Origin of the sequence: Nocardioides sp. GCM10028917, assembly GCF_042666175.1 — a bacterium.
In the GTDB taxonomy this organism is placed as follows: domain Bacteria; phylum Actinomycetota; class Actinomycetes; order Propionibacteriales; family Nocardioidaceae; genus Nocardioides.
Map to the genome: position 1 here is coordinate 13,050 of NZ_JBHTFL010000012.1, position 24,875 is coordinate 37,924.

Here is a 24,875-nt window from a genome sequence, read left to right on the forward strand (position 1 = left end):
GTTCTCCCCTCTCAGATCTCGGTGCCGAACGCGCTGCTGAACCGGACGTCGCCCTCGAAGAGCGGACGCAGGTCCTCCAGGTCGTGGCGGAACATGAACGACCGGTCGATGCCCATGCCGAAGGCGAAGCCGCTGTAGACCTCGGGGTCCACGCCGCAGGCCACCAGGACGCGGGGATTGACCACGCCGCAGCCACCCCACTCGATCCAGCCTTCGCCGCGGCAGGTGCGGCACGACGCGGAGCCCCCCTCGTCGACACCCGTGCCGCGGCACACGAAGCACAGCACGTCGACCTCGGCCGACGGCTCGGTGAACGGGAAGTAGGACGGCCGGAACCGCGTGGTGATCCCGTCGCCGAACAGCTGGGACGCGAAGTGGTCGAGCGTGCCCTTGAGGTGCGCCATGGTGATGCCCTCGTCGACCACGAGGCCCTCGACCTGGTGGAACATCGGCGAGTGGGTGGCGTCGTACTCGTCGGTGCGGAACACGCGGCCCGGGCAGACGACGTAGATGGGTGGCTCGCGGGTCAGCATCGTGCGCGCCTGGACGGGCGAGGTCTGGGTGCGCAGCACGACGTGGTCCTCGGCCGGCTCGGTCCAGAAGGTGTCCTGCATGGTGCGCGCCGGGTGGTCGGGCCCGAGGTTGAGGGCGTCGAAGTTGAGCCACTCGGCCTCGACGACCGGGCCCTCGGCCACCTCGTAGCCCATGGCCACGAAGAGGTCGGCGATGAGCTCGGACTGCAGGGTCAGCGGGTGCCGGCCGCCGCGGCGGCGGCGGGTCGTCGGCAGGGAGACGTCGACGGTCTCCTCGACCAGCATCCGCTCCTCGTGCTCCGCCTCCAGCACGGCCTGGCGGGCGGCGATGGCCTGGTTGACGGCGCCGCGGGCCTGGCCGACGCGCTGCCCGGCCTCCTTGCGCGCCTGCGGCGGCAGGGCGCCGATCTCGCGGTTGGCGAGGGCGAGCGGCGAGCGGTCACCTGCGTGGTCGAGCCGGACCTGCTTGAGGGCGTCGAGGTCGGCGGCGTCCGCGATCGCGGTCAGCGCCGCCTCGCGCATCGCCTCGACCTGGTCGGCCTTGAGCGGGGTCACTTCGACGGGGTCGTAGTCGGTGTTGGGGCCGGACATGGCTCCCTTTCGCGCGGCGACAGCAGTTCGCCGCAGAGTCTAGAAGTGGATGAGCGTCGGGTCGGACGGGGACTCCCCGGACCCGGTGACGTCAGCTACCCGACGGACCAGGTCCGGGGCGCAGAAATCGTCGGCTCGTGTCCACGGTGGGGATGCTACTCCCCGAAGGCGGCCCAGACGTCACTGCACTCGTCGACCGGGACGCTCGTCCCGACGTCGGACGCCGCCTGCTCCCCGGCCGGCAGCAGGCCCAGGTCGGTGAGCGGACCCTCGGCTCGGCTGCGGCCCAGGTTCCACGCGCGGGGGTCGTCGAGGGCCTCGGCGCGCATCTCGTTGTCCGGCAGCTGCTCGAGCACGCAGCGGGAGACCTCCGGCGGCAGCCGCTCCGCGATCACCGGCGTCGCGTCGGCGGAGAGGTCCTGGAGGTAGCGGAGGTCGAGCTTGCCAGTGGCGTCGTAGCGGTCGAGATTGCGTCCGGCGACCCAGGCGTCGGGGTTGATCGCGGCCAGGCCGACGAGCGCGACCGCCCCGGACACGAGCGCGATGCGCGGGAGCCAGGCACCGCGTCCGACGGCGCCGGCGACCATGATCGCGAGCACGACGAAGCCGAGCCACCCCTCGAAGACGTCGACGAAGAGCCGCAGCGTGGTGAAGCCGTACGCGTCCTGGTAGACCGACATGCCACGCAGGGCGGATGCGACGACCAGCAGCGTGAGGACGCAGAGCAGTCCGAGCGAGCCGCGCATCCAGCGGCGGTCCTCGACGCCGTCGCCGGCGCGCCGCGAGGCGATCCACACGACCAGCACCGTCAGGGCCGTGGCCAGGGTGAGCTGACCGAAGCCCTGGTGGACGTAGTCGGCGTACGTCAGCCCGGTCGTGGCCTCGATGTAGTCGCGTCCGCCGACCAGCGCCCGTGCCTGCGCGGCGATGAAGGCGAGGAACACGGCGTCGACGACGAGCACCGGCACGAGCCACTCGAAGCGGTTGGCGAGCGCCGTGGGCCGGCGCCTGCCCAGCACCTCGACGTCGGCGGGGTTGAGCGCGAGGTAGGCGGCGCCGAGGGTGACGGCGAAGACGAAGCAGGCCAGGAACGCGCGTCCGACGAGGTCGTTGAAGGTCAGGTTGGGCACGAGCTGGTCGACCCAGGACCCGAAGACCGGGTTGGCGCTGGCGAAGATGGTGCCGAAGACAGCGAGACCCAAGAGCGACCACACCGTCGTACGCACCACGGCCGGGGTGCGCGACCCGGTGCCGGCGATCCGGAGGGACCGGCCGAACCACGGCAGGCCGCGCAGCGACGCGAGCGGCCACGCCATCCCGGACAGCAGGATGCCGGGAAGCGTGCGCGCTCCGGTGACGCCGCAGAGGAACACGGCGGCCGCCACGACGAGCCCCAGCATCTGCACCCACCAGGCGGCCCGCAGGGTCATCGGCAGCACGAGCAGCACGGCCAGTGCTGCGCAGAGGAGGGTCCACGGCTCGCGTCGCCGACGGGCGGTGGCCAGCGCGGCCGCACCGCACGTCAACGCGACCAGCGTCCAGGTGATGCCGACCGCGGTGAACGACAGGGCGATGCCCGCAACGAGCCCGGCCCCTGCCGCGGCGACGACGGTCCGGAGCCCGTGCGGTGCGGCGCGGTCGGGCCAGAAGCGACCGAACACGGCGTCCAGGCCGGACTGCGGCCGCGGGGTCGTCTCCGGCACCTCGACGGTAGGCGGGACGGCGGCACGGACGGCGGACGGGACGGCGGACGGGACAGGGGTCGGCGAGGTGGGGCCGGTGGTGGCGCGCCGGCCGGGGACCTCGAGCCGGATCCGGGCGCCATGCCCCTCTTCGGGGTCGATGAAGCGGAGGGACCCCCCGTGGAGCTGGGCCACCCACCGGGCCACGGCGAGCCCGAGGCCGGTCCCCCCGGCACCGTCAGTCCCGAAGCGCTCGAAGACGCGTTCCCGGTCCTCCGGCGCGACTCCCCCGCCGGCGTCGACCACCTCCAACCACCACGAGCCGGCGGTGTCCGCTCTGTCGGTCCCGGCGTCCCCGGCGGTGATGCGGACGGACGTCTCGGCGGGCGCGTGGCGCGCCGCGTTGTCCACCACGTTGACCAGCAGCTGGCGCAGCCGGGCCGGGTCACCGGCGACCACGAGGTCGCCGGCGACGTCCATCGCGACGTCGCGCGTCCGGCCGGTGGCGCGCACCTGGGCGACGACGTCCTCGACGAGCGCGGCCAGCGCCACGTCTTGGCGGTCCAGGTCGACCACTCCCGCCTCGAGGCGGGAGAGCTGGAGCAGGTCCTCGACCAGCCGGCCCAGGCGCTGGGCCTCCTCGAGCGCGGCGCCGAGGTGCTGGGAGTCGGCGGGCACCACGCCGTCGGCGAGGTTCTCGAGCAGGGCGGTCATGGCCGTGAGCGGCGTCCGCAGCTCGTGGGACACGGTGGCAATCAGGTCGCGCCGCTCGCGGTCGACCCTCGCGAGGTCCTCCGCCATCCGGTTGAAGGCGGTGGCGAGCTGGCCGACCTCGTCGGTCGCCGACGTGCGCACGCGCCCGCTGTAGTCGCCGCGCGCCATCGCTCGCGACACCTCGGTCATCCGCCGCAGCGGCGCGACCATGCCGGCGGCCAGCAGCTGCGTCACGCCCAGCGCGAGCGCGACGCTCACCGGCAGCACGAGCAGGGGCGAGACGTCGGCGGCGGAGCCCAGCAGGGTCAGCAGGACCGCGGTGACGACCGATGCGATCACCAGCAGCCCGAGCTTGGCCTTGAGGCTGGACACGGCGTCGAACCAGGCGCTCATGCAAGGTCCTCGAGGGCGTAGCCGACGCCGTGCACGGTGCGGATCCGCGACGCACCCACCTTGCTGCGCAGCGCCTTGACGTGGCTGTCGACGGTGCGGGTCGCGCTCGCACTGGCCCAGGCGTCGCCCCAGTCCCAGACCTCGCGCAGCAGCCGCTCGCGGCTGAGGACCTGGCCGGGCGCCCGCGCCAGGCACAGCAGCAGGTCGAACTCGGTCGGGGTGAGGTGCACGGCCTCGCCTGCGACCGTCGTACGCCGGGAGCCGGGGTCGATCCGCACGCCGCCGACCTCGATGGCGGCGGGTCGCTCATCCGCCAGCGCCGCCGCCCGCTCCACGCGACGCAGCAGCGCAGCGACGCGGGCGACGACCTCACGCATGGAGAACGGCTTGGTCAGGTAGTCGTCGGCGCCGACCCCCAGCCCCACGAGCACGTCGGCCTCGTCGTCGCGTGCGGTCAGCATCAGCACCGGCACGGGCCGTGCGGCCTGGACGCGGCGGCAGACCTCGAGTCCGTCGAACCCCGGCAGCATCACGTCCAGTAGCACGACGTCGGGACGCACCGCAGCGGCCCGCTCGACCGCTGACGGTCCGTCGAAGGCCTGCTCGACGACGTAGCCCTCGGCGCGCAGCCGCTGCGCAAGGGCGTCGTTGATCGTGCGCTCGTCCTCCACCACCAGGGCGGTCCTCGGCCTGGACGTGGCGGGCGTGCGGGAGGTCATGCCACGACCCTAGGAGGACGGACGGGTCGACGGCGGGGACGACTCGTGAAGGTTGTGTGGAGGTCGCGGCCCGTCAGTCCGGGCGCAGGTCCTCGCGCGGCCAGTCGACCATGACCCGGGCGCCCCCGCCCGGGGCGTCGTCGATGGTCACCCAGCCGCCGTGCGCCCGCGACAGGCCGCCGACGATGTACATCCCGAGGCCGCTTCCGCCCGAGTCGCCGGTGGTCCAGAACTTCGTGAAGACGCGCCGGCGCAGCTCGGCCGGGATGCCGTCACCCTCGTCGTCCACCGTGATCCGGACGCCGTCGAGGGACTCGGAGAGGGCGAGCCGGACCCGCACCTGACCCTGCCCGTGCCGGACGGCGTTCTCGACGAGGTTGGTGACGACCTGGGTGAACTTGTCGGGGTCGGCGAACACCTCCGGCAGGTCCGGCTCGACGTCGAGGCTGATGCCGCGGGCGGTGCCGGCCTCGATGGAGTCCACGACTCGTCGCACGAGCACCTCGGACGAGACCTCGCGCGGGTAGAGCTGGAGGCGACCGGTGTCGATGCGGGCCACGTCGAGCAGCTCGGCGATGAGGCGGGCGAGCCGGTCGGCGTCAGCGTTGACCGTCTCGAGCATCAGCTTGCGCTGGTCGTCGGTGAGCTTGTCCCACCGGTTGAGCAGCGCCTGCACGAAGCCCTTGACGCCCGTCAGCGGTGACCGCAGCTCGTGGGCGACGGTGGCGACGAGGTCGGACCGCTCGCGGTCGAGCCGCGCCCGCCCGCGGCCGCTGCGCAGCCCGATGGCGATGCCCACGACCTGTCCGAGCGGGCCCTCCCGCACCATGCGCGCCGTGGTGAGCACCTCGTCGCCGGAGGCGTTGAGCCACGACTGCTCGGGCACGCCGCGGGTGATCGAGATGGCGTCGAAGGGCCGGTTGACGTCGAGCCAGGTCCGACCGTCCTGGTCGAGCAGCCGCAGCACGTCGGGCAGGGGCAGCCCCCTGGCCTCCTCGGCGTCGACGCCGAGCAGCGAGGCCCCCTGGGCGTTGAGGATCGTCACCACGCCCTGGCGGCTCGCCCCCAGGATCCCGTCGGGGTAGAAGTCAGCGAGCGCACGCAGCCTGCTGGGGCGGGCGGCGTCCACCCGGTGGCGCGGGGCGTAGTCGTCGTCTGACACGCCTCGAACCCTAGTCGGCGCGCCTACCGGTCGCCGTGGTCACGCGCCACCGCCTTGGGCCGGCGCAGACCGGCTGCGCGCAGCGCCGCGACGATCTCGCGCGAGGTGACCGGGACCGCTCCCGCGGCCACCAGGGCGTCGTACGCGTCGGCGGGGACGTCGTAGTGGTCGCGGTCCCAGCCGCGAGCAGGCACGCCGTGGGCGGCGGCGAACGCATGCACCTCGTCGTAGGAGGTGTCGCTGGCGAGGTGGGACCAGAGCCGGTCCCACCTCGCCACGGCAGGTGGGTCGATGAGGATCATTGACGAAGGAGGCTAGCCGGCCGGCCGGCCTTCGGCGTCAGGCGTAGAAGCCGCGGATCGCCCGGGCCAGCTCCTCGGGGACCTCCATCGAGGCGAAGTGGCCACCCTCGGGGTGCTCGGTCCACGACACGATGGCGGTGTTGTCGCGCTCCGCGAACGGCCGCATCGAGCGGAAGTCGTCGGCGAAGACCGCGACCCCGATCCGGCCCTCGTTGACCCGCGGTTCGACCGCCTGCTCCGCGCGGTAGGCCTGCACGGCGCCACCGCTGCTGTTCGTGAACCAGTAGAGGCTGACCTGGGTCAGCACCTGGTCGCGCGTGACCCGCGACGTGCCGTTCCCGAAGCTCTCGAAGAGCTCGTTGTACGCGAGCTGGCCGACCGGCGAGTCGCTGAGCGCGGCCGCGATGGTGCGGGGGCGGGAGGCGTTCATCGTCGCGTAGCCGTTGACCGTCTGGAACCAGCCGGCGAACTCGAGCGCCGCGTGGTCGGCCGGCGTCATCCGCTCGAACTCCGCCGGGTCGCCGGACGGGAAGGAGAACAGCTGGAGGACGTGGGCGCCGAGGAAGCCCTCCGGAGCCAGCATCGCGAGCTCGCGCGCGACGACCGCGCCGTTGTCGGAGCCGTGCGCGCCGTACGACGGGTAGCCGAGCGCGCGCATCAGCCGGTCCCACGCGCGGGCGTTCCGGGCGGAGTCCCAGGCGCCGTCGGTGAGCGGCTGGCTGAAGCCGACGCCGGGGATCGTGGGGATCACGAGGTGGAACTCGTCGGTCAGGTGCGGGACGAGGTCGAGAAAGTCGACGAACGAGCCGGGATAGGTGTGGAGCAACAGCAGCGGGGTCGCGTCCTCGTTCGACGAGCGCACGTGCACGACGTGGATCGTCTGCCCGTCGATCTCGGTCAGGAACTGCGGGTAGGCGTTCATCCGCTCCTCCTGGACACGCCAGTCGAAGCTGCCGCGCCAGTGCTCGACCATGCCCTTCAGGTACGACACCGGCGTGCCGCCGGACCAGTCGTCGGTCCCCGCGGTGTCGGCCGGCTCGGCGGCGAAGCGGGTGTGGGCCAGGCGGGCATGCAGGTCGTCGATCGCGGACTGCTCGACGGACACCGTGAAGGGTCGGAAGGAGAGGGTCTGGCTGGTGTTCTGGTGAGTGGTCATGGAGGTACGGTAGGAAGCAATCCGGCACGGATCGGCCCTGATTTTTCGGGCTCTCCACCACCGATCTCGAGGTGGGTCCATGGCACTCCAGACGTCCTCCCGGCTGTTCGCCCTCCTTGGCCACCTGCAGGTGCGGAGGACGGCGACCGGGCCCGAGCTGGCCGCGCTCCTCGGCGTCGGCGAGCGCACCGTGCGCAAGGACGTCGAGCGCCTGCGCGAGCTCGGCTACCCCGTCGAGGCCGTCCGTGGCGCCGCCGGCGGCTACCGCCTCGGCGACCACGGACGCCTCCCGCCGCTGCTGCTCGAGGCCGACGAGGCCGTCGCAGTCGCAGTCGGCCTCGGCAGCGTGTCCGCCGTGCGGGGCATCGAGGAGGCCGGAGCGCTCGCCCTCGCCAAGCTGGAGCACGTGCTGCCCGACCGGCTGTGGCGGCGCGTGCGGGCGCTGACCGAGAGCACCGACGTCGGCCCGGCCAACACCGGCACCAACGTGGAGGCGCCACCCGTCGACGTCGCACTGCTCGCGGACCTCGCCACGGCGATCCGCGACCGGGAGGGCCTGCGCCTGTTCCACCGACCCGGCGGCGGGGCCGAGGAGCGGCTGGAGTGCGACCCCTACCGCCTCGTGAGCTGGCAGGAGCGTTGGTACGTCGTCGTGCGCATTCGACCCGACGGGCGGTGGCGGGCCCTGCGGGCGGACTGGCTGGAGCTGCGGATCCCGGGCGCCGGACGGTTCTCCCCCGAGCCGCTCGACGGCGGCGACTACGCCGCGTTCGTGCTGCGTGACGTGGCGTTCTCTGGGTGGACCGTGCACTGCCGGATCGCGGTCGACGCGCCCGCCGAGGAGGTGCTGCGGCGGATCAATCCGACCGTCGGCGTGGTCGAGACCGTCGACGACGAGCACTGCGTGCTCGTCACGGGGGCAGACAGCGTGGAGATGGTCGCAGTGTGGATCGGCATGCTCGGTCTGGACTTCCACGTCGACGAGCCGCCCGAGCTGGTGGCGCACCTGCGCACCCTCGCGACGAGGTACGCCGCCGCCGTCCCCGGCGGGTAGCCGTCAGGAGCGCTGGGCGCGCGCGCTGGCGTAGAGGCACACGGCCGCGGCGGTGGACAGGTTCAGGCTCTCCGCCCGGCCGTGGATCGGGATGGCGACGCGGTGGTCGGCCAGCGCGGCCAGCTCCTCGGGCAGGCCCCACGCCTCGTTGCCGAACAGCCAGGCCGTCGGCCCGGACAGGTCGGCGTCGAACAGGTCGACCTCGCCGGCGCCGTCGGCCGCGAGCACGGTCAGCCCGCGCTGCTGCGCGGACCGGACCGCGGCCGCAGGGTCCGGCTCGAGGGCGAGGGGCAGGTGGAACAGGCTGCCGACGCTCGCCCGGACGGTCTTGACGTTGTAGGCGTCGACGGACTGCCCGGCCAGCACGACGCCGTCGGCACCGGCAGCGTCAGCCGTGCGGATGACCGTGCCGGCGTTGCCCGGGTCGCGCACGTCGGCGCAGATGGCCAGCAGGCGAGGAGCGGCGGCCACGACGTGGGCCAGGGGCGCGTCGACCGGCCGGCACACGGCCACCACGCCGGCTGGTGACACGGAGTCCGACAGCGACGCGAGCGCCCGGTCGTCGACAAGGGTCACCGGCGCGGCGCCCAGCAGGTCGGCGTGCTGCTCCGCCGCGTGCGGGGTCGCGAAGACCTCGACGACGCACCCGGCGACGGACAGCGCCCCCTCGACGGCCTTCGGGCCGTCAGCGAGGAAGAGCCGCCGCTCGGTGCGTACCGAGCGACGGCTCAACTTGCGAGCCTCCTTGACGCGGGTGTTCCCGACCGTCAGTGGAGTGCTCATGCGTGGCTTCAGGCGGAGACCTTGGGCGCGTTGACGTCCTCGGGCAGCGCGGCCTTGGCGGCCTCGACGAGCGCGGTGAAGGCCGGCGCGTCGTTGACGGCGAGCTCGGCGAGGATCTTGCGGTCGACCTCGATGCCGGCCAGGCCGAGGCCCTGGATGAAGCGGTTGTAGGTCATCCCGTTGGCGCGGGCCGCAGCGTTGATGCGCTGGATCCACAGCTTGCGGAAGTTGCCCTTGTTCTTGCGCCGGTCGTTGTAGCTGTAGACCAGGGAGTGGGTGACCTGCTCCTTGGCCTTGCGGTAGAGGCGCGAGCGCTGGCCGCGGTAACCGCTGGCGCGCTCGAGGGTGGTACGACGCTTCTTCTGGGCGTTCACTGCGCGCTTGACGCGTGCCATGGTGCTACTCCTTGTTGCAGGGGAAAGTCAGACGGACGGCGGCTGAGCCACCAGGGTGGTGCGGTGGGTGAGGCTCAGATGCCGAGCATCTTCTTGGCGCGTGCGACGTCGCCCTTCTCGAGCTCGACCATGCCGGCGTTGCGGCGGTGCTTCTTGCGGCTGCCCGTCGTCGGCGCGGACGCGAACGCAGCGCCGGACTTGCGGCCGGCCTGCAGACGCATGATCTTGCCCGAGCCGGTCACCTTGAAGCGCTTCTTCGCGCCCGAGTGGGTCTTGTTCTTCGGCATGTGTCTGCCTCAACTTCCTTGTACGTGTGGTTCGGGGTTCGGGGTGCGCGACCCGGCGCTGGGGTCGTTGTCACGGCTTCGCCGCGACCTGCTCGAGCGAGGCCTTCGCTTCGCTCAAGCCTTGCTCTCAGGCCTCGATCTCAGGATCGAGGTTCTCGGAGCGACCGCGCTCCTTCTTCTGCGCGACCGGGCCGGCGAGGTGAGCGGCCTCGCGCTCGGCGTCCTCCTCGGCCTTGCGGTCCGCACGTGCCTGCTCCTTGGTGGCGCGGGCAGCGTCGGCGTCGATCTTGGCGTCGGCCTTCTTCTTGTGCGGACCGAGGACCATCGTCATGTTGCGGCCGTCCTGCTTGGGCGAGGACTCGACGAAGCCCAGCTCCTGCACGTCCTCGGCCAGCTTCTGGAGCAGCCGGAAGCCCAGCTCGGGGCGGTGCTGCTCGCGGCCGCGGAACATGATCGTGATCTTGACCTTGTCGCCGGCACCCAGGAATCGCACGACGTGACCCTTCTTGGTCTCGTAGTCGTGCTTGTCGATCTTGGGACGAAGCTTCATCTCCTTGATGATCACGTTCGTCTGGTTGCGCCGCGACTCGCGGGCCTTCTGGGCGTTCTCGTACTTGAACTTGCCGTAGTCCATGAGCTTGCAGACCGGGGGGCGTCCCTGGGGCGCGATCTCGACGAGGTCGAGGTCGGCCTCCACGGCCAGCTTGAGTGCCTGGTCGGTCGGCACGATGCCAACGGTCTCGCCGTTGGGTCCTACGAGCCGGACCTCGGGTACGCGGATCCGGTCGTTGATGCGCAGCTCGGTGCTGATGGGTCCTCCAGTGGTTCGGGTGGAAGGGAGTCCCTCGCCCGGCCCGACTGGTGTGCCGGAAAATGGACAATGGCTCCCGCTGTTGCCAAGCGGGAGCCAGTCACGACACGTCTCCCCTCTCGGGGAAACTGAGGTGTCCACCTCCGTCTCGCGACGGTGGTGGCTCTGGACCGGGACCCGACGACCTGTGGTGCTGGGCGGTCGATGCGGGTGGGAGACGGTGGTGCGTGCCTCCGCTTGGCGAGATCGGTGTCACCGTGAAGCGTGGTGTCACTGATCGGTCAACACAGAAGGTTAGCGGATCATTCCGTCGAGGGGCCAATCCACCCGTGACCCGCCGAGCCGTCGCCGATGGCGACCAGGCGCCACCCTGCCGCGAGCCGGGTGAGGTCGTCGCCGTCGACGACGTACGACGCGGGGCCGGCGAGGTCCACCAGCAGCGCCTCCGCGCCGTCCTGGATCGCCGCGGTGGCCGCCGTGGCCGCCGGCACCGGCACCGGCCTGGCCTGCGGGTCCCACCGGGCCATCGAGGCGGTGGAGGTGAAGGCGAGCAGGCCCTTGCTGCCGTCCGGGGCCTGCACCAGGACGGCCGCCATGTCGGAGGACTTGTCGTGGGCCAGCCCCTGCTCGTCGACCTCCACCTCACCGAGCACCGCGACGACCGGCACCAGCAGCCGGGCGTCCTGCAGGAGGGTGAGCACCGCACCGGAGCTCGCGGTGCCCGCCGCCCCATCGGCCAGCACGCGGGCGAGCCGCGGGTCCGCCCCGCCGGCGTCGTCGGCGAATCCCGGGTCCGGGATGGTGCGCTCGAGCGGCTGGAGCGAGGAGTCGTCGCCCGCGCGGTGGGGCGATGCGTCGTCGTGGACCACGGCTCCATTCTTACCCAGGCCTCGCCCAGCCCTCCCGGGTCGCGACGGGCGCGTGGTGCGCTGTGGGAGTCTGGGACTGTGGAAGGGACTACCTGGGCTGCACTGACCGCCGCGCTCACCGTCGCGGGTGCCATCTGGACGTGGATCGCGTTCCGCCGGCGAGGATCGGCCAACGGCCTGCGCGCGCTCGGCTTCACCCTGCTCCCCGCGGCCGCGTGGCTGACCGGGACGCTCGAGATGGTCACGGAGATCGCTGGATCGATCACGGACTGGGCGACCACCCTCGTCTTCGACGTCCGCACGTGGGTCGGCGTCGGGCTGGCCGGCCTGGCCGTGGTGCTGTGGTTCGTGAGCGGCATCATCCGCGACCGCCAGCTCGCCCGCGGGCAGGCCACCGGCGTGGGTGGCCGGACGACGCGCGGCAAGGACGAGCTGCCGGAGGCGTCCTCCACCCGCACCGGCCCCACCTCCCGCCCGGCCGTGGACGACGAGATGGCTGACATCGAGGCGCTGCTGCGCAAGCGGGGCATCGAGTGATCGACCGGCTCGTCGACCGCAACCGTCTGTGGTCGCGGCTCGACGCCGCCGTCGCCGGACTGCCCGAACCCCCGCCCACCCCGATCGCCGTGGTCGACCTCGACGCCTTCGACGCCAACGCCGACGACCTGGTGCGTCGCGCGGGCGGCAAGCCCGTCCGCGTGGCCTCGAAGTCCCTGCGCGTGCCGGCGCTCCTCGAGCGGGCCCTCGCGCACGACGGGTTCTCCGGCGTCCTGGCCTACACGCTCGCCGAGGCGCTCTGGCTCCACGAGACCGGCATCAGCGACGACATCGTCGTGGCCTATCCGACCGTCGACGTGGCAGCCCTGCGCCGGCTGACCTCGTCCCCCTCGGCGGCGGCCGCCATCACCCTGATGGTGGACGACCCGGCGCACCTCGACGTCGTGCACTCGACGCGTTCCTCGCCGGTCGTGCCGGTGCGGATCGCGCTCGACGTCGACGCCGGGCTCCGGTTCGGCGGGAGGCACGTCGGACCCAAGCGCTCGCCGCTCTTCGACACCCGCGACGTCGTCGCGCTCGCGCGCCACGTGGTGGAGCGCGACGGCTTCGACCTCGTCGGCGTGATGACCTACGAGGGCCAGGTCGCGGGCGTGCAGGACTCCGTCCCCGACCAGCGCGCGCGGTCGCGCGTCGTACGCCGGCTCAAGCAGGCCTCCATGGCCCAGCTCGCCGTGCGTCGCCGCGAGATCTCCGAGGCGCTCGCCGAGGTGGCGACGCTGGAGTTCTGGAACGGCGGTGGGTCGGGGTCGGTCGAGGCCACGGCTGCCGACGCCGCGGTCACCGAGATCGCCGCCGGCTCGGGCCTGCTGGTGCCGGGCATCTTCGACCACTACGCGTCGTTCGAGCCCCGCCCCGCGGCGTTCTTCGGGCTGCGCGTGACACGCAAGCCCACGCCGGAGATGGCGACCGTTCACGGCGGGGGGCTGATCGCCAGCGGCGCCACCGGCGCGGACCGCTCGCCCGTGCCGTGGGCGCCACCGGGGCTGCACCTGACGGGACTCGAGGGTGCCGGCGAGGTCCAGACCCCGCTGACCGGGCACCCGGCCGCGCAGCTGCGGATCGGCGACCTGGTCTGGTTCCGCCACGCCAAGTCGGGTGAGTTCTTCGAGCACGTCCGCGACGTGCACCTGGTGCGTGGGCATGCCGTCGCCGAGGTGGTGCCGTCCTACCGCGGCTGCGACCGTGCCTTCTGAGGCTCCCGCCGACCCCTCCTGCGTGGCCGGCGAGGTCGCCGAGCGCGTGCTGGCCGCTCCCCCGGCGCTCGGAAGCGGCCGCCTGGTGTGCATCGACGGTCCCGCCGGCTCCGGCAAGACCACGTTGGCCGCGGCCGTCGCGGACATCGTTCCCGAGGCGCACGTCGTCCACTGCGACGAGCTGCTCCAGGGGTGGCGCGGGCTGCCGGGCCTGGCCCGCACGATCGAGGCGTTCCTCGAGCCGCTCGCGCGCGGCGAGGCGAGCCGGTGGACGCGGTGGGACTGGGCGGCGGACGACTGGGCCGAGAGCCATCCCGTCGAGGCCGGAGGACTGCTCGTGCTCGAGGGCACCGGCTGCTGGTCCCCCGCGATCGCGCCCCTCGTCGGGATGCTGGTGTGGGTGGAGGCGGAGTCGGGGCTGCGCCTGCGGCGCGGCCTGGCGCGCGACGGCGAGCAGATGCGGCCGCACTGGGAGCAGTGGCGCATCGACGAGGACGTGCTGTTCGCCCGGCTCGGCACGCGTGACCGCGCCGACCTCGTGGTGGTCACCGGCTGAGGCGGTCACCTGCGGGTGGGGCGTCGAGGTGGTAGGAGTCCTGGCGGTAGAGCGGGCGGAAGCCGGCCCGCTCGTAGATGCCGAGCGCCCCGGTGGGGTTGGCCGTGTCGACGTTGAGGCTGGCGGTCACGTAGCCCGCGTCGCTCGCGCGGCGCAGCACCTCGGCGAGCAGGCCCGTCGCCAGGCCGTGGCCGCGGTGCGCGGGAAGGGTGCCGACGTAGGGCACGTGGACCTCCGGGCCCGGCCCGCCCGACGGAGGTACGGCGTACTCGTGGGCGAGGACGTAGGCGGCGACCGCGCCGCTGGCGTCCCGGGCGACGGCCGAGAGCGCGTGCCGGGCGTGGGCGGGACCTACGACGAACATGGCCCAGAACTCGGGGGTCGCACCAGCGCGGTCGGGATGGTCGGCGAAGGCGCCGTTGTGCGCCTGCCGGAGCTCCTCGGCAGCCGCCGGGTCGAAGGCCGTGACGGCGTACCCCGCCGGCGGCTCGACCGCGGGCCGTCGGTCGAGGTCGGCGACCATGAGGAAGCTGTGTCGCCCGGGCCGCATCCCGGCCCGCCGCAACAGGTCGGCCTGGTCCTCACGACCGGCGAGCGCGGCGGCGGCGAACCTGCCCGGCACCACCGGCGCGAGGGCGGCGTGGAGGGAGCGTGAGCGGTGGAGCGCGCGACTGAGCATGAGCGTCCCAGTGCCCTCACCGAGGCGGGCGGGGTCGACGTCCCCGAACAGAGTGACGTACAGACGCGACCCGTCGGGGCGACCCGGCAGCACAGCCGTGTAGGCGACCAGGTCGTCGCCGTCGAGAGCTCCCTCGAAGACGTTCTCGGCATTCCCACCCATGACCTCGCGGATCTCGCCAGCACCCAGGCAGAACCCCGTCGGGTGGTCGCCCTCGATGCGCGTCATCAACGCCGCCAGCGCGTCGGCGTCCTCGGCGCCGAGGACGCGCGTGGTGATGCCCATGGGGGACACCGTAGTGATGTCTAGGGTGAGCGTCATGGTGCTTCCCAGCGGTGACCAGTACGAGATCTCGGCGGCGGGCTACACCGCGGTCGTCACCGAGGGCGGGGCTGCGCTGCGGGTGCTGCGGCACCACGGCCGCGACCTCGTCCACGGCTTCGACGCGTCAGCGATGTCCACGGGCGGACGCGGCCAGCTGTTGATGCCGTGGCCGAACCGGATCCGTGACGGCCGCTACTCCTTCGGTGGCCACGACCTCCAGCTCGGGCTGACCGACCCGCGCACCGGCAACGCCTCGCACGGCCTCGCCCGCTGGGCCCCGTGGACGGTGGAGGAGCACACCGCCACCTCGGTGTCCCTGGTCCACCGCCTGATGGCGCAGACCGGCTACCCGTGGGCGCTGGACCTGCACGTGCTCTACGACCTGTCCGCGGACGGGCTCGTCGTCACCCAGACCGCGACGAACCTGGCGGCGGAGCCTGCGCCCTACGCGAGCGGAGCGCATCCCTACCTGTGCGTCGGGGACGCGATCGAGCACCTCGAGCTGACCCTGCCCGCCCGGACCCGGGTGGTGCTCGACGACCGCCAGCTGCCGACAGGTGTCGAGCCCGTCGGCGACGACCTCGACTTCACCACCGGCCGTCACATCGGCGACCGGGCGCTCGACCACGGGTTCGGCGACCTCCAGCACGTCGAGGGACGCGCGCGGGTCACGCTCACCGAGCCATCGGGCGAGCGAGGCGTCGCGCTGTGGGTGGACGAGCACCACCGGTGGCTGCAGGTGTTCACCCCGCCTGCGGACGGACCGCGCCCGGCACTGGCGGTCGAGCCGATGACGGCGCCGGCCGACGCCTTCAACTCCGGCACCGACCTCGTCACCCTCGCCCCGGCCGGCAGCCCGGGCGACGAGCTGTCGGTTTCGTGGGGCATCCACGTGCTGCAGCCCGCGGAAGCCAAGGGCGCGTAGCGGTCGGGGCCGGGGCCGACTAGGGGTGGTCGGACCCGCCGCGATCGATCAGCGCACGCAGCTGGCGTACGCCGTCGCGGGCTCGCCTGCCGTCGGAGCCCTGGAACGCCATCGCCGAGATCGTGGTGCCGTCGGCGAGGTCGAGGGTGGCCCACGGGGCGCCGGCCGGGAGGTGCACGCCGAGGACCTGCTCCCACTCCAGTCGACGGGTACGGAAGCCGTTGACGACCACGAGCGACGCCTGCTCGGCGGTCACCCGCGCCCGGCCCAGGGCCCACCCGATGGCGGCGAACCCGGCACCCATCACGAGCAGCGTGAGCCGCTGCAGGATGTTGAACTTGGCGCGCGTCTCGTCGTCGAAGCCGAACCAGGCCGCCGCGCACACGACGAGCAGCATCACGCCGAAGCCGATCACGGCGAAGCGCACGCCCATCGGCCGCCACGTGTGCGGCAGGGTGGGCGCAGCGGGCCCGCGGGGCGCGCCGGCCGGGTTCTCAGAGGCGGCAGGCATGGATGTCGGTCAGCAGGATGGCGCGGGCGCCGGCCGAGTACAGGTCGTCCATCAACCGCTGCGACCCGGCGCGCGGCACCATGACGCGCACCGCCACCCAGCCGGCCTTGCCGAGCGGGGAGATGGTCGGCCCCTCGCGACCGGGGGCGAGCTCGCTCGCCCGGTCGAGGTGCTTCTCCTCGATGTCGTAGTCCATCATCACGAAGCTGCGTGCCACCAGCACGCCCTCGATCCGGCGGCGGAAGATCTCGAAGTCGTCGGGCACCTCGCCGCCGCGGGTGACGAGGACCGCCTGCGAGTCGAGGATGACGTCGCCGAAGGTCTCGAGCCCGGCGGCGCGCAGCGTCGAGCCGGTCTCGACGACGTCGGCGATGACGTCGGCCACGCCGAGCTGGATGCTGGTCTCCACCGCGCCGTCAAGCCGGGTGACGGTGGCGTCGATGCCGTGGCGGAACAGGTAGTCCTCCACCACACCCACGTACGACGTCGCGATGCGCAGGCCGTCGAGGTCCTGCAGCGAGGAGTAGCGCCCGATCGGTCCCGCGAAGTGGAAGCGGGAGCGGCCGAACCCGAGGTTCATGACCTCCTCGGCCTTGGCGCCGGAGTCGAGGAGCAGGTCGCGACCGGTGATGCCGGCGTCGAGGGTGCCCTCGCCGACGTAGAGCGCGATGTCGCGCGGGCGGAGGTAGAAGAACTCGACGTCGTTCTCGGTGTCGACGAGCGCGAGCTCCTTGGAGTCGCTGCGCTGGCGGTAGCCCGACTCGCGGAGGATCTCGGTGGCCGCCTGGGACAGCGACCCCTTGTTGGGGACGGCGATGCGGAGGGTCATGGCTGGCTCTTCGGGTTCACAGGTGGGCGTAGACGTCGTCGAGGGTCAGGCCGGAGGCGAGCATGAGCACCTGCGCGTGGTAGAGCAGCTGGCTGATCTCCAGCGCCGTCGCGTCCTTGCCCTCGTGCTCGGCGGCCATCCAGGACTCGGCGGCCTCCTCGAGCAGCTTCTTGCCGATCGCATGGATGCCGGCGTCGAGCTGCTGCACGGTGCCGGACCCCTCGGGCCGCTCCTCAGCCTTGGCGGACAGCTCCGCCCACAGGTCCTCGAACGTCTTCACGAGGAGCAAGACTAGGCGCTGGGGCACCCGGTGCTGCCCACCGGGCTCGGGCGCGGACCACCCGTCGGTGTGGTTGCGCTGTCGGGGCGGCGGGCTACAGTCGCAGCATGAGCGAATCGAACACGTCTTCGAACCCCGACCGTCCCGAGAGCGACCCCACCCAGGAGGTGCTGGGCGGGCCGCAGGGCGACACCACCCGCAAGGACCCCGAGGAGTGGGTCACCGGCGACGAGCCGATGACGGGCGCCCAGCGCAGCTACCTCGACACCCTCGCCCGCGAGGCCGGCGAGGAGCTGCCGGCCGACCTGACCAAGGCCCAGGCCTCCGAGCACATCGACCGGCTGCAGTCCGCCAGCGACCGGACCAGCTAGCCCGCCCGCACCGCTCGCACCACGCGGGCGGTGTCGAGCGCGGCGGCCGTCGCCTCCCAGCCCTTGTCCTCCGCTGATCCCTCGAGGCCGGCGCGGTCGAGAGCCTGCTCCTCGGTGTCGCACGTGAGGACGCCGAAGCCGACCGGCACCGCGTGGTCCACGCTGACCTGGGTGAGGCCGTCGGTGGCGGCCGAGCAGACGTAGTCGAAGTGCGGCGTGCCCCCGCGGATGACGACACCGAGGGCCACCACGGCGTCGTACCCCGCCCGCGCGAGCGACGCCGCCACCACCGGCAGCTCGAAGGTGCCCGGCACGCGGATGACCTCGGGCTCGTCGATGCCGTACGCCGCCAGCGCGCGCTCGGCGCCGCCGACGAGGCCGTCCATCACCTGGGTGTGCCAGCTCGCCGCGACCACCGCGACCTTGAGGTCGCCGGCGTCGAACGGCTGCGACGTGGGTGCTCCGGCTCCGCTCATGCGGTCTCTCCTTGCTCGGGGTGCTCGAGGTGCTCGGCCTGGTGGTCGAGGGCGACCTGGGGCAGGTCGACGGGGAGGTGGTGGCCCATCCGCTCGGCCTTGGTGCGGAGGTAGGCCCGGTTGTGCTCGGTCGGGCGGATGGCGAGAGGGACGCGCTCGGAGACGTGGATCCCGAAGTCCTCCAGGCTCGCCGTCTTGTCCGGGTTGTTGGTCATCAGCCGCACCGACTCGATGCCGAGGTCGCGGAGCACCTGGGTCGCGGTGCCGTAGTGGCGGGCGTCGGCGGGCAGGCCGAGGTCGAGGTTGGCGTCGACGGTGTCGCGGCCGCCGTCCTGCAGCTGGTAGGCCTGCAGCTTGGCGACGAGGCCGATGCCGCGTCCCTCGTGCCCGCGGAGGTAGACCACCACTCCCCTGCCCTCGGCGACGATCGTCCGCAACGCCTCGTCGAGCTGGGGACCGCAGTCGCAGCGCTCGCTGCCGAAGACGTCGCCGGTGAGGCACTCGCTGTGGACCCGGGTGAGCACCGGTTCGCCCTGCGCGACGGCGCCTGCGATGTCGCCGTACGCCAGTGCGACGTGCTCGCTGTCGTCGATGGTGATGCGGTAGCCGTAGGCGGTGAAGTCGCCGTGCCGGGTGGGCAGCCGCGTCTCGGCGACGCGCTCGACGTGCCGCTCGTGGCGGCGGCGGTAGCGCACCAGGTCCTCGATCGAGATCATCGCGAGGCCGTGCTCGTCGGCGAACTCCCGCAGCTCCGGGGCCCGCTTCATCGTGCCGTCGTCGTTGACGATCTCGACGAGCACGCCGGCGGGCGTGAGGCCTGCGAGCCGGGCGAGGTCGACGGCTGCCTCGGTGTGCCCGCGGCGCACCAGCACGCCGCCCTCGCGGTAGCGCAGCGGGAACACGTGGCCCGGGCGGGTGAGCTCCCACGGCTCGGTCGCGGAGTCGGCGAGCGTCCGGGCGGTGCGGGCGCGGTCGGCGGCACTGATGCCGGTGGAGACGCTGTCGCGGGCGTCGACCGAGATCGTGTAGGCCGTGCGGAGCTTGTCCTTGTTGTGGGGCGTCATGAGCGGGATCTCGAGCCGCTCGAGCATGTCGCCGGGCATCGGCACGCAGATGACGCCGCTGGAGTGGCGGATGGTGAAGGCCATCAGCTCGGGGGTCGCCTTCGCGGCGGCGAAGATGATGTCGCCCTCGTTCTCCCGGTCCTCGTCGTCCACCACGACCACGGCCTTGCCGGCGGCGATGTCGGCGACGGCCCGCTCGACGGAGTCGAGGCGCACGCGGTCGGGTGCGCTCATGCCGACACCGCCTCGCTGCGGTCGGGGTCCGTCGCGTCGACGACGGTGCGGCTGGCGCGCAGCCAGACGAAGAAGCCGATCACCACGAACACGGCGTAGAAGAGGTACATGCCCGCGGTCGGGTAGTAGCCGGCCTGCACCAGCGTCGTCACGCCGACGATGTCGACGAGGATCCAGATGAGCCAGAACTCCACCCAGCCGCGGGCCATGCCGTAGGTGGCGAGCATCGAGCCGGTGAGGATCCACGCCTCGGTGATCGGGCCCCACGAGCCCAGCACCTGGGTCAGGAGGACGTACGCCGCTGCGTAGCCGACGACGCCCAGCACGAGCAGCTGGACGCGCTCGGTGCCGGTCGCCCAGCGGGGGGCGATGGCACCGCCGTCCGACGCGCCACCGGAGCGGCGCACCTGGGTCCAGCGCCACCAGCCGTAGAGGGACATCGCGGCGAAGAAGACCTGGCGACCGGCCTGGCCCCACAGCGGCTCGTCGATCTGGCCGGACAGCTCACCGGTGGCGAAGACGGTGAAGAGCAGGACGTTGCCGATCAGGCCGATCGGCCAGGCCCACACGAGCCGCTTCATGCCGAGGATCGCGCTGGCGAGGCCGAAGGCGTTGCCGATGACCTCGCGGGCACCGAGCGCTCCGTCGCCCGGCACCGGGATCGTGCCGTGGATGAGCCATTCGAGCAGGTCCATCATTCTTCCTCGTCGTTCTCGGGGGTGTGGGTGCTGGAGGAGGTCCGGGCGTAGGCGCCGAGGAGCTTCTCGACGTGCTTGGCGATGACGTCGGCCTCGAGGTTGACCAGGTCGCCGACCCGGCGGCTGCCGAGCGTCGTGCGAGCGAGGGTCTCGGGGATGAGGCTGACGGTGAAGCTGTCCTCGCGGGCCTCGACGACCGTCAGGCTGACGCCGTCGACGGTGATCGACCCCTTGTCGACGAGGTAGCGGTCGAGGTCGCGCGGCAGGGAGATCTCGACGACGTCCCAGTGCTCGCTGGGCGCGCGGGCGAGGACCTCGCCGACGCCGTCGACGTGGCCCTGGACGATGTGGCCGCCGAGCCGCTTGTCGACCGTGACCGCGCGCTCGAGGTTGACCCGGTCGCCGGGGACGACACCCCGCAGCGACGTCTTGTCGAGCGTCTCCTGCATGAGGTCGGCGGTCCAGCGCCCGTCGCCGAGCTCGGACACGGTGAGACAGCACCCGTTGACGGAGATGGAGTCGCCGAGCCCGGTGCCCTCGAGCACCGTCGCGGCCTGGACGGTGAGCCGGATGGCGTCACCCTGGTCGACGACCTCGGCGACGGTGCCGAGCTCCTCGACGATCCCGGTGAACATTCAGTGCCTCCTGTGGCGGGTCGTGAGGGGGGGCGTGTGGGGCTTCATGGTGAGGCGGACGTTGGTGTCCTCGCCGTCGTGGCCCTGCAGCACGTGCACGTCGACGACGTGCAGGTGGACGGCATCGGCGATGGTGGTGATGCCGAGGTCGCCGACGGCGCTGGACCCCGCGCCCAGCAGCATCGGGGCGACGTACGCGACGACCTCGTCGACGAGCCCGGCCGCGAAGAAGGCCCGCGCCAGGGTCGGGCCACCCTCGAGGAACACGTGCTGGCGGTCGCGGGCGAAGAGGGTGTCGAGCGCCTCGCGCGGGTCGCGGGTGCGCAGGTGGACGGTCTCGGCGCGGTCGTTGAGGACTCGCCGGTCGGGTGCGAGGTCGCGCAGGCCCATCACGGCACGCAGCGGCTGGTGCGCCACGGGATCGTCGACCTCGTCACGGACGGTGAGCTCGGGGTCGTCGACGGCGACGGTGCTCGTGCCGACGAGCATCGTGTCGCAGACGCCGCGCAGTCGGTGGGTGTCGAGCCGGGCGGCCCGACTGGAGACCCAGCGGCTGGTGCCGTCGGATGCGGCACTGCGCCCGTCGAGGGTGGTGGCGAACTTCCACGTGACGAACGGCCGGCCGTGCTCGAGGGCGAAGGTCCACGTGCGGTTGACGGCCTGCGCGTCCTCGGCGAGGAGTCCGGGCTCCACCTCGATGCCGGCCTCGCGCAGGCGGGCCGCACCACCCACCGCCACCGGGTTGGTGTCGGCCTGGGCGAACACCACGCGGCGCACGCCCGCGGCGATCAGCGCCTCCGAGCAGGGACCGGTGCGGCCGGTGTGGTTGCACGGCTCGAGGGTCACGACGGCGGTCGTGCCCCGGGCGGCGTCGCCGGCCTCGCGCAGTGCCTCGACCTCGGCGTGGGGTCCGCCGGCGCCACGGTGGAAGCCCTCGGCGACCGTCGTGCCGTCCGGCGCGAGGAGCACGCACCCGACGCGGGGGTTGGGGCCGAGCGGCACGCCCGGCGTGACGGCGAGCGCCAGTGCGCGCCGCATGGCGCTGCGCTCTGCCTCGCTGGTCGTCATCTCCGCCTCCGGTCCGGTGGGACTCAGGGGGGCGGGCGACGGGGCACTCCCCCGCGGAGGGCGAGGGATGGCGTGCGAGCCGTCAGCGTGCACTTCTCATCCGGACTGTGACCGTCGGTCCAGGAGTTCCACCTGGTCAACCGGCCACTGGCTGTGGCCGGGTCGCGGACTGTGACCGCCGGTGCGGAGTTCCACCGCCCCCAGAGCACGCAAGCTCTTCGTGGTCGCAACCATGCCACAGCAGGCACCATTCCCTCACCGGGGTCCGCCGGTGACGTGCGCAACATCCGCCGCGGGGCCGGACGGCGATCGCTTCCACCGGTCCGGGGCAGACGTGAGGTCAGACGTCAGGTCAGGCGTGAGGTCAGACCTGGTCCAGGAACCGGTCGAAGACCCGCGCGCCGAACTCGAGCGCGTCGACCGGCACCCGCTCGTCCACGCCGTGGAACAGCGCGGTGAAGTCGAGGTCGGCGGGCAGCCGCAGCGGCGTGAAGCCGTAGGAGCGCATGCCGAGCCTGCGGAAGTGCTTGGCGTCCGTGCCGCCGCTCATCGTGTACGGCGCCACGAGCGCGTCGGGGTCCTCGGCCAGCAGGCTGCGGGTCATCGCGTCGACCAGGTCACCGTCGTACGGCGTCTCCCACGGCTGCTGGTGGGACTCGAAGTCGAGCTCGATGCCGTCGCCGGCAAGCTCGCGCAGGGTCGCGAAGAACTCGTCCTCGTAGCCGGGCAGGAAGCGGCCGTCCACGGTCGCCTGCGCGTCTGTCGGGATGACGTTGGTCTTGTAGCCGGCCCGCAGCATCGTCGGGTTGGCGGTGTTGCGGATGACCGCGCCGAGCATCCGGGCGGCGTCGCCGAACTCCTCGACCAGTGCCTCGGCGTTGTCGGGCGTGGCCTCCGTGCCGGCGAGCTCGCCGACCGTCGCGAGCAGCACCTCCATGGTGGGCGTCAGGCGCACGGGCCACTGGTGGGCGCCGATCCGTGCCACCGCGCCGGCCAGTCGGGTGACGGCGTTGTCGTCGTTGATCATCGAGCCGTGGCCCGCGCGGCCGCGCGCCGTGAGTCGCATCCAGGCCATCCCCTTCTCGGCGGCCTCGATGAGGTAGACCCGACGTCCGCGCACCGTGGCCGAGAAGCCGCCGACCTCTCCGACGGCCTCCGTGCAGTCGGCGAGCCAGTCGGCGTGGTCCTCGACCAGGAGCTTGGCCCCGTGCCCGCCGCCGGCCTCCTCGTCGGCGGTGAAGCAGAGCACCACCTCGCGGTCCGGGGCCGCGTCGGCCGCCGCGCGGGCGCGCACGACGCTGAGCAGCATCGCGTCGAAGTCCTTCATGTCGACCGCGCCACGGCCCCAGACCTGACCGTCCTTGATCTCGCCGGAGAAGGGGTCGACCTGCCAGTCCGACGCCTCGGCGGGTACGACGTCGAGGTGGCCGTGGAGCAGCAGGGGCGCCCGGCCGTCGCCACCGCCCCAGCGCGCCACGACGTTGGCCCGCCCCGGTCGATCCTCGATGATCTCGGCCTCGATCCCGACCTCGTCGAGCAGCGCGGCGACGTGCTCGGCCGCCTTGCGCTCCCCCGGTCCGTCGTCGGTGCCGTAGTTCGAGGTGTCGATCCCGATGAGGTCCTGGCACAGCTGGACGACCTCCGCGGCGGGGTCGTAGGAGCGGTCCTGCGAGGTGTCTGCCGAGTGGTCGGTGGGCGCCTGTTCCATGCCGTCCATCCTGCCCCACGAGCGCGCACCTGCCCCGATTCGTTGGCACCGAACTGCTTTGCTACTGTTCTCCAGCACTCGTCCGGGTGGCGGAATTGGCAGACGCGCTAGCTTGAGGTGCTAGTGCCCGTATTAGGGCGTGGGGGTTCAAGTCCCCCCTCGGACACCAACGACAAGCCCCTGACCTGCGGAGACGCGGGCAGGGGCTTTTCGCATCGGCCGTCCGTCGCGTGGGCTGACAGACCGCCGCACGTCAGGCTGATCGCTTGCGCGGGTCGACCGTGGGCACCACAGCGACGGCCCCGCACCCGTGTTCGAGCACCGACTCCGACACCGACCCGGTCAGCAAGCGGTCGACGACGCGGCGTTGGTGCGATCCCACGACGGTGAGGGCGGCGTCGCGGCCGATCCGGCGAAGGTCCTGCTCGGGCACCAGTCCGGTGCGCGTCTCGACGACCAGGTGGACGTCGGGATAGCCCTCGCGGTAGCCGGCGAGGCACTCGGAGAGCGTGCGTGCCCGGTGCCCGGCCTCTCCGCCGAGAGTCCCGGGCATCGGCGCACCCACCAGAGCGGACCGGACGTCGTACACGTAGTGGACGACCTTCAGGGGCAGTCCCCGCAGGCTGGCGATGTGGAAGGCGAACTCGAGGACCGGTCTCGAGTCCGCTGTGGCCTCTGCCGCCACCAGCACACCGGAGTGGACGTGACCGGGATGGTCTCCCGGACGATGGACGACCACGGGGCAGACGGCATGCCGAACCGCGGCGAGCCCCACCGAGCCCAGCAGGTGGCTGCGCACCGGACCGCGCCCCCGCGACCCGAGCACGAGCAGGTGGGCACTGGACGAGAGCTGGTTGAGAAGCATGCCCGGATCGGCGATCTCGAAGACCTCGTCGACCGGCACCTGCGGTGCGACCTTGGCGACCACCGCGCGAGCCCGCGCAAGCAGCTCCTCGCCGTGCTCGCGGAGCGAGGCGGAGGAGCTCGGGGTCTGACTCGAGCCGTACTCGCGCCGCGCACCGAGCACAGGACCCGAGGCATTGACGAGAGCGAGGGTGCGTCCCTCCATCTGGGCCTGCTCGGCGGCCCAGTGCAGAGCCCATCCCGTGAAGATCGACTCGGCGACGCCGACCATGACGGCGCCATCCGTCTGCGTGTGCATGTCTGGTCCTTTCTCGAGGTCCACCTCCAGCCTCGTCACCCCTGGACGTGAGGAGCAGAGGCCAAGGGATCGCACCGTCAGGACCAATGGCCCGGTCCCGGCGAGGATCGAGGAGGGCTGGCTCCCTCGGACACAGACACGAAGAACCCCAGG

General features: G+C 72.5%; 28 protein-coding genes, 1 tRNA gene and 1 riboswitch. Of the genes, 7 read left to right on the top strand and 22 right to left on the bottom strand.

Features of this window, described 5'->3' with window-relative positions; genetic code table 11:
- Positions 1-11: 11 nt before the first annotated feature.
- The 6 genes from pheS to ACFQW6_RS19965 all read right to left on the bottom strand — a co-directional run bounded on the left by pheS (position 12) and on the right by ACFQW6_RS19965 (position 7,252).
- Entirely contained in the window at positions 12-1,124 is a 1,113-nt protein-coding gene (gene pheS, locus ACFQW6_RS19940; protein WP_378549657.1) for a phenylalanine--tRNA ligase subunit alpha, read from the bottom strand.
- A 155-nt stretch (positions 1,125-1,279) separates the two neighbouring features.
- Positions 1,280-3,913 (bottom strand): DUF4153 domain-containing protein, encoded by a 2,634-nt coding sequence (locus tag ACFQW6_RS19945; RefSeq protein ID WP_378549660.1) that lies wholly within the window; start codon positions 3,911-3,913, stop codon positions 1,280-1,282.
- Positions 3,910-4,632: a response regulator transcription factor gene (locus tag ACFQW6_RS19950; protein ID WP_378549663.1), complete on the bottom strand. Its 723-nt coding sequence runs from the start codon at positions 4,630-4,632 to the stop codon at positions 3,910-3,912. Before ACFQW6_RS19950 ends, ACFQW6_RS19945 begins: the two co-directional genes overlap by 4 nt.
- A 73-nt stretch (positions 4,633-4,705) precedes the next feature.
- Entirely contained in the window at positions 4,706-5,794 is a 1,089-nt protein-coding gene (locus ACFQW6_RS19955; protein ID WP_378549666.1) for an ATP-binding protein, read from the bottom strand.
- Positions 5,795-5,817: 23 nt separating this feature from the next.
- Positions 5,818-6,096 carry a DUF4031 domain-containing protein gene (locus ACFQW6_RS19960; RefSeq protein ID WP_378549669.1) on the bottom strand — a complete coding sequence of 93 codons (279 nt, stop codon included), beginning with the start codon at positions 6,094-6,096 and terminating at the stop codon, positions 5,818-5,820.
- A 37-nt stretch (positions 6,097-6,133) separates the two neighbouring features.
- A complete protein-coding gene (locus ACFQW6_RS19965) occupies positions 6,134-7,252 on the bottom strand; it encodes an epoxide hydrolase family protein (protein ID WP_378549672.1) in 1,119 nt (372 codons plus the stop codon).
- Positions 7,253-7,331: 79 nt separating this feature from the next.
- Between ACFQW6_RS19965 and ACFQW6_RS19970 the strand changes: the two genes are divergently transcribed.
- Positions 7,332-8,306, top strand: a complete 975-nt coding sequence (locus ACFQW6_RS19970; RefSeq protein ID WP_378549675.1) for a helix-turn-helix transcriptional regulator — start codon at positions 7,332-7,334, stop codon at positions 8,304-8,306.
- A gap of 3 nt (positions 8,307-8,309) precedes the next feature.
- Here the strand turns inward: ACFQW6_RS19970 and ACFQW6_RS19975 are convergent, their stop codons facing one another.
- The 5 genes from ACFQW6_RS19975 to ACFQW6_RS19995 all read right to left on the bottom strand — a co-directional run bounded on the left by ACFQW6_RS19975 (position 8,310) and on the right by ACFQW6_RS19995 (position 11,451).
- Complete coding sequence (locus ACFQW6_RS19975) at positions 8,310-9,089, bottom strand: TrmH family RNA methyltransferase (RefSeq protein WP_378549678.1); 780 nt, start codon at positions 9,087-9,089, stop codon at positions 8,310-8,312.
- 8 nt (positions 9,090-9,097) lie between these two features.
- A complete protein-coding gene (gene rplT / locus ACFQW6_RS19980) occupies positions 9,098-9,484 on the bottom strand; it encodes a 50S ribosomal protein L20 (protein ID WP_378549681.1) in 387 nt (128 codons plus the stop codon).
- 74 nt (positions 9,485-9,558) lie between these two features.
- Positions 9,559-9,771 (bottom strand): 50S ribosomal protein L35, encoded by a 213-nt coding sequence (locus ACFQW6_RS19985; RefSeq protein ID WP_090971167.1) that lies wholly within the window; start codon positions 9,769-9,771, stop codon positions 9,559-9,561.
- Between the two features lie 127 nt (positions 9,772-9,898).
- Positions 9,899-10,582 (bottom strand): translation initiation factor IF-3, encoded by a 684-nt coding sequence (infC, locus tag ACFQW6_RS19990; RefSeq protein ID WP_378549751.1) that lies wholly within the window; start codon positions 10,580-10,582, stop codon positions 9,899-9,901.
- A 302-nt stretch (positions 10,583-10,884) separates the two neighbouring features.
- Complete coding sequence (locus ACFQW6_RS19995) at positions 10,885-11,451, bottom strand: SseB family protein (protein ID WP_378549685.1); 567 nt, start codon at positions 11,449-11,451, stop codon at positions 10,885-10,887.
- Between the two features lie 78 nt (positions 11,452-11,529).
- Here ACFQW6_RS19995 and ACFQW6_RS20000 point away from each other — a divergent pair, with 78 nt between their 5' ends.
- Genes ACFQW6_RS20000 through ACFQW6_RS20010 form a run of 3 tightly spaced genes read left to right on the top strand, consistent with a single transcriptional unit; the run spans position 11,530 to position 13,758 of the window.
- Positions 11,530-11,988: a hypothetical protein gene (locus ACFQW6_RS20000; RefSeq protein WP_378549687.1), complete on the top strand. Its 459-nt coding sequence runs from the start codon at positions 11,530-11,532 to the stop codon at positions 11,986-11,988.
- Entirely contained in the window at positions 11,985-13,202 is a 1,218-nt protein-coding gene (locus ACFQW6_RS20005) for an amino acid deaminase/aldolase (RefSeq protein WP_378549690.1), read from the top strand. Before ACFQW6_RS20000 ends, ACFQW6_RS20005 begins: the two co-directional genes overlap by 4 nt.
- Positions 13,192-13,758, top strand: a complete 567-nt coding sequence (locus ACFQW6_RS20010) for a 4-amino-4-deoxy-L-arabinose transferase (protein WP_378549693.1) — start codon at positions 13,192-13,194, stop codon at positions 13,756-13,758. The genes ACFQW6_RS20005 and ACFQW6_RS20010 overlap by 11 nt, the downstream gene beginning before the upstream one ends.
- Here ACFQW6_RS20010 and ACFQW6_RS20015 read toward each other — a convergent pair.
- Positions 13,748-14,722 (bottom strand): GNAT family N-acetyltransferase, encoded by a 975-nt coding sequence (locus ACFQW6_RS20015; protein WP_378549696.1) that lies wholly within the window; start codon positions 14,720-14,722, stop codon positions 13,748-13,750. The two genes, ACFQW6_RS20010 and ACFQW6_RS20015, sit on opposite strands and share 11 nt — an antisense overlap.
- 34 nt (positions 14,723-14,756) lie before the next feature.
- Here ACFQW6_RS20015 and ACFQW6_RS20020 point away from each other — a divergent pair, with 34 nt between their 5' ends.
- Positions 14,757-15,686 carry an aldose 1-epimerase family protein gene (locus ACFQW6_RS20020; RefSeq protein ID WP_378549699.1) on the top strand — a complete coding sequence of 310 codons (930 nt, stop codon included), beginning with the start codon at positions 14,757-14,759 and terminating at the stop codon, positions 15,684-15,686.
- Positions 15,687-15,705: 19 nt separating this feature from the next.
- Here ACFQW6_RS20020 and ACFQW6_RS20025 read toward each other — a convergent pair whose 3' ends face one another.
- The 3 genes from ACFQW6_RS20025 to ACFQW6_RS20035 are packed head-to-tail and all read right to left on the bottom strand — an operon-like array spanning position 15,706 to position 17,306.
- Positions 15,706-16,197 (bottom strand): PH domain-containing protein, encoded by a 492-nt coding sequence (locus tag ACFQW6_RS20025; RefSeq protein ID WP_378549702.1) that lies wholly within the window; start codon positions 16,195-16,197, stop codon positions 15,706-15,708.
- Positions 16,181-17,026 (bottom strand): ATP phosphoribosyltransferase, encoded by an 846-nt coding sequence (hisG, locus tag ACFQW6_RS20030; RefSeq protein WP_378549705.1) that lies wholly within the window; start codon positions 17,024-17,026, stop codon positions 16,181-16,183. The genes ACFQW6_RS20025 and hisG overlap by 17 nt, the downstream gene beginning before the upstream one ends.
- Before the next feature lie 16 nt (positions 17,027-17,042).
- The gene (locus ACFQW6_RS20035) at positions 17,043-17,306 is read right to left on the bottom strand and encodes a phosphoribosyl-ATP diphosphatase (protein ID WP_299931560.1); all 264 of its coding nucleotides are present in this window, start codon (positions 17,304-17,306) and stop codon (positions 17,043-17,045) included.
- 107 nt (positions 17,307-17,413) lie between these two features.
- Here ACFQW6_RS20035 and ACFQW6_RS20040 point away from each other — a divergent pair, with 107 nt between their 5' ends.
- Positions 17,414-17,677, top strand: a complete 264-nt coding sequence (locus tag ACFQW6_RS20040; protein WP_378549709.1) for a DUF3072 domain-containing protein — start codon at positions 17,414-17,416, stop codon at positions 17,675-17,677.
- Here the strand turns inward: ACFQW6_RS20040 and ribH are convergent.
- The 6 genes from ribH to ACFQW6_RS20070 form a co-directional block, all read right to left on the bottom strand.
- The gene (ribH, locus tag ACFQW6_RS20045) at positions 17,674-18,153 is read right to left on the bottom strand and encodes a 6,7-dimethyl-8-ribityllumazine synthase (RefSeq protein WP_378549712.1); all 480 of its coding nucleotides are present in this window, start codon (positions 18,151-18,153) and stop codon (positions 17,674-17,676) included. The two genes, ACFQW6_RS20040 and ribH, sit on opposite strands and share 4 nt — an antisense overlap.
- Entirely contained in the window at positions 18,150-19,451 is a 1,302-nt protein-coding gene (locus tag ACFQW6_RS20050) for a bifunctional 3,4-dihydroxy-2-butanone-4-phosphate synthase/GTP cyclohydrolase II (RefSeq protein WP_378549715.1), read from the bottom strand. Before ACFQW6_RS20050 ends, ribH begins: the two co-directional genes overlap by 4 nt.
- Entirely contained in the window at positions 19,448-20,149 is a 702-nt protein-coding gene (gene pnuC, locus ACFQW6_RS20055) for a nicotinamide riboside transporter PnuC (RefSeq protein WP_378549718.1), read from the bottom strand. The genes ACFQW6_RS20050 and pnuC overlap by 4 nt, the downstream gene beginning before the upstream one ends.
- Positions 20,146-20,784 (bottom strand): riboflavin synthase, encoded by a 639-nt coding sequence (locus tag ACFQW6_RS20060; RefSeq protein ID WP_378549721.1) that lies wholly within the window; start codon positions 20,782-20,784, stop codon positions 20,146-20,148. The genes pnuC and ACFQW6_RS20060 overlap by 4 nt, the downstream gene beginning before the upstream one ends.
- Complete coding sequence (ribD, locus tag ACFQW6_RS20065) at positions 20,785-21,852, bottom strand: bifunctional diaminohydroxyphosphoribosylaminopyrimidine deaminase/5-amino-6-(5-phosphoribosylamino)uracil reductase RibD (RefSeq protein WP_378549724.1); 1,068 nt, start codon at positions 21,850-21,852, stop codon at positions 20,785-20,787.
- 83 nt (positions 21,853-21,935) lie between these two features.
- A riboswitch (FMN riboswitch) is annotated at positions 21,936-22,065 on the bottom strand.
- 151 nt (positions 22,066-22,216) lie between these two features.
- Positions 22,217-23,560 (bottom strand): M20/M25/M40 family metallo-hydrolase, encoded by a 1,344-nt coding sequence (locus ACFQW6_RS20070; protein ID WP_378549727.1) that lies wholly within the window; start codon positions 23,558-23,560, stop codon positions 22,217-22,219.
- Positions 23,561-23,640: 80 nt separating this feature from the next.
- Between ACFQW6_RS20070 and ACFQW6_RS20075 the strand changes: the two genes are divergently transcribed.
- A tRNA-Leu gene (locus tag ACFQW6_RS20075) sits at positions 23,641-23,729 on the top strand.
- An 84-nt stretch (positions 23,730-23,813) separates the two neighbouring features.
- Here the strand turns inward: ACFQW6_RS20075 and ACFQW6_RS20080 are convergent.
- Positions 23,814-24,722 carry a universal stress protein gene (locus ACFQW6_RS20080; protein ID WP_378549729.1) on the bottom strand — a complete coding sequence of 303 codons (909 nt, stop codon included), beginning with the start codon at positions 24,720-24,722 and terminating at the stop codon, positions 23,814-23,816.
- Positions 24,723-24,875 lie beyond the last annotated feature (153 nt).

Excerpts from the sequence above, each read along its gene's own strand:
- rplT (WP_378549681.1), bottom strand. The coding sequence starts at position 9,484 with ATGGCACGCGTCAAGCGCGCAGTGAACGCCCAGAAGAAGCGTCGTACC.
- ACFQW6_RS20025 (WP_378549702.1), bottom strand. The coding sequence starts at position 16,197 with ATGCCTGCCGCCTCTGAGAACCCGGCCGGCGCGCCCCGCGGGCCCGCT.
- ACFQW6_RS19985 (WP_090971167.1), bottom strand. The coding sequence starts at position 9,771 with ATGCCGAAGAACAAGACCCACTCGGGCGCGAAGAAGCGCTTCAAGGTG.
- ACFQW6_RS20060 (WP_378549721.1), bottom strand. The coding sequence starts at position 20,784 with ATGTTCACCGGGATCGTCGAGGAGCTCGGCACCGTCGCCGAGGTCGTC.
- ACFQW6_RS19960 (WP_378549669.1), bottom strand. The coding sequence starts at position 6,096 with ATGATCCTCATCGACCCACCTGCCGTGGCGAGGTGGGACCGGCTCTGG.
- ACFQW6_RS20070 (WP_378549727.1), bottom strand. The coding sequence starts at position 23,560 with ATGGAACAGGCGCCCACCGACCACTCGGCAGACACCTCGCAGGACCGC.
- ACFQW6_RS20050 (WP_378549715.1), bottom strand. The coding sequence starts at position 19,451 with ATGAGCGCACCCGACCGCGTGCGCCTCGACTCCGTCGAGCGGGCCGTC.
- ACFQW6_RS20040 (WP_378549709.1), top strand. The coding sequence starts at position 17,414 with ATGAGCGAATCGAACACGTCTTCGAACCCCGACCGTCCCGAGAGCGAC.
- ribH (WP_378549712.1), bottom strand. The coding sequence starts at position 18,153 with ATGAGCGGAGCCGGAGCACCCACGTCGCAGCCGTTCGACGCCGGCGAC.
- ACFQW6_RS19950 (WP_378549663.1), bottom strand. The coding sequence starts at position 4,632 with ATGACCTCCCGCACGCCCGCCACGTCCAGGCCGAGGACCGCCCTGGTG.
- hisG (WP_378549705.1), bottom strand. The coding sequence starts at position 17,026 with ATGACCCTCCGCATCGCCGTCCCCAACAAGGGGTCGCTGTCCCAGGCG.
- ribD (WP_378549724.1), bottom strand. The coding sequence starts at position 21,852 with ATGACGACCAGCGAGGCAGAGCGCAGCGCCATGCGGCGCGCACTGGCG.
- ACFQW6_RS19965 (WP_378549672.1), bottom strand. The coding sequence starts at position 7,252 with ATGACCACTCACCAGAACACCAGCCAGACCCTCTCCTTCCGACCCTTC.
- ACFQW6_RS19945 (WP_378549660.1), bottom strand. The coding sequence starts at position 3,913 with ATGAGCGCCTGGTTCGACGCCGTGTCCAGCCTCAAGGCCAAGCTCGGG.
- pheS (WP_378549657.1), bottom strand. The coding sequence starts at position 1,124 with ATGTCCGGCCCCAACACCGACTACGACCCCGTCGAAGTGACCCCGCTC.
- ACFQW6_RS20015 (WP_378549696.1), bottom strand. The coding sequence starts at position 14,722 with ATGGGCATCACCACGCGCGTCCTCGGCGCCGAGGACGCCGACGCGCTG.
- ACFQW6_RS20020 (WP_378549699.1), top strand. The coding sequence starts at position 14,757 with ATGGTGCTTCCCAGCGGTGACCAGTACGAGATCTCGGCGGCGGGCTAC.
- pnuC (WP_378549718.1), bottom strand. The coding sequence starts at position 20,149 with ATGATGGACCTGCTCGAATGGCTCATCCACGGCACGATCCCGGTGCCG.
- ACFQW6_RS20080 (WP_378549729.1), bottom strand. The coding sequence starts at position 24,722 with ATGCACACGCAGACGGATGGCGCCGTCATGGTCGGCGTCGCCGAGTCG.
- ACFQW6_RS19975 (WP_378549678.1), bottom strand. The coding sequence starts at position 9,089 with ATGAGCACTCCACTGACGGTCGGGAACACCCGCGTCAAGGAGGCTCGC.
- ACFQW6_RS19970 (WP_378549675.1), top strand. The coding sequence starts at position 7,332 with ATGGCACTCCAGACGTCCTCCCGGCTGTTCGCCCTCCTTGGCCACCTG.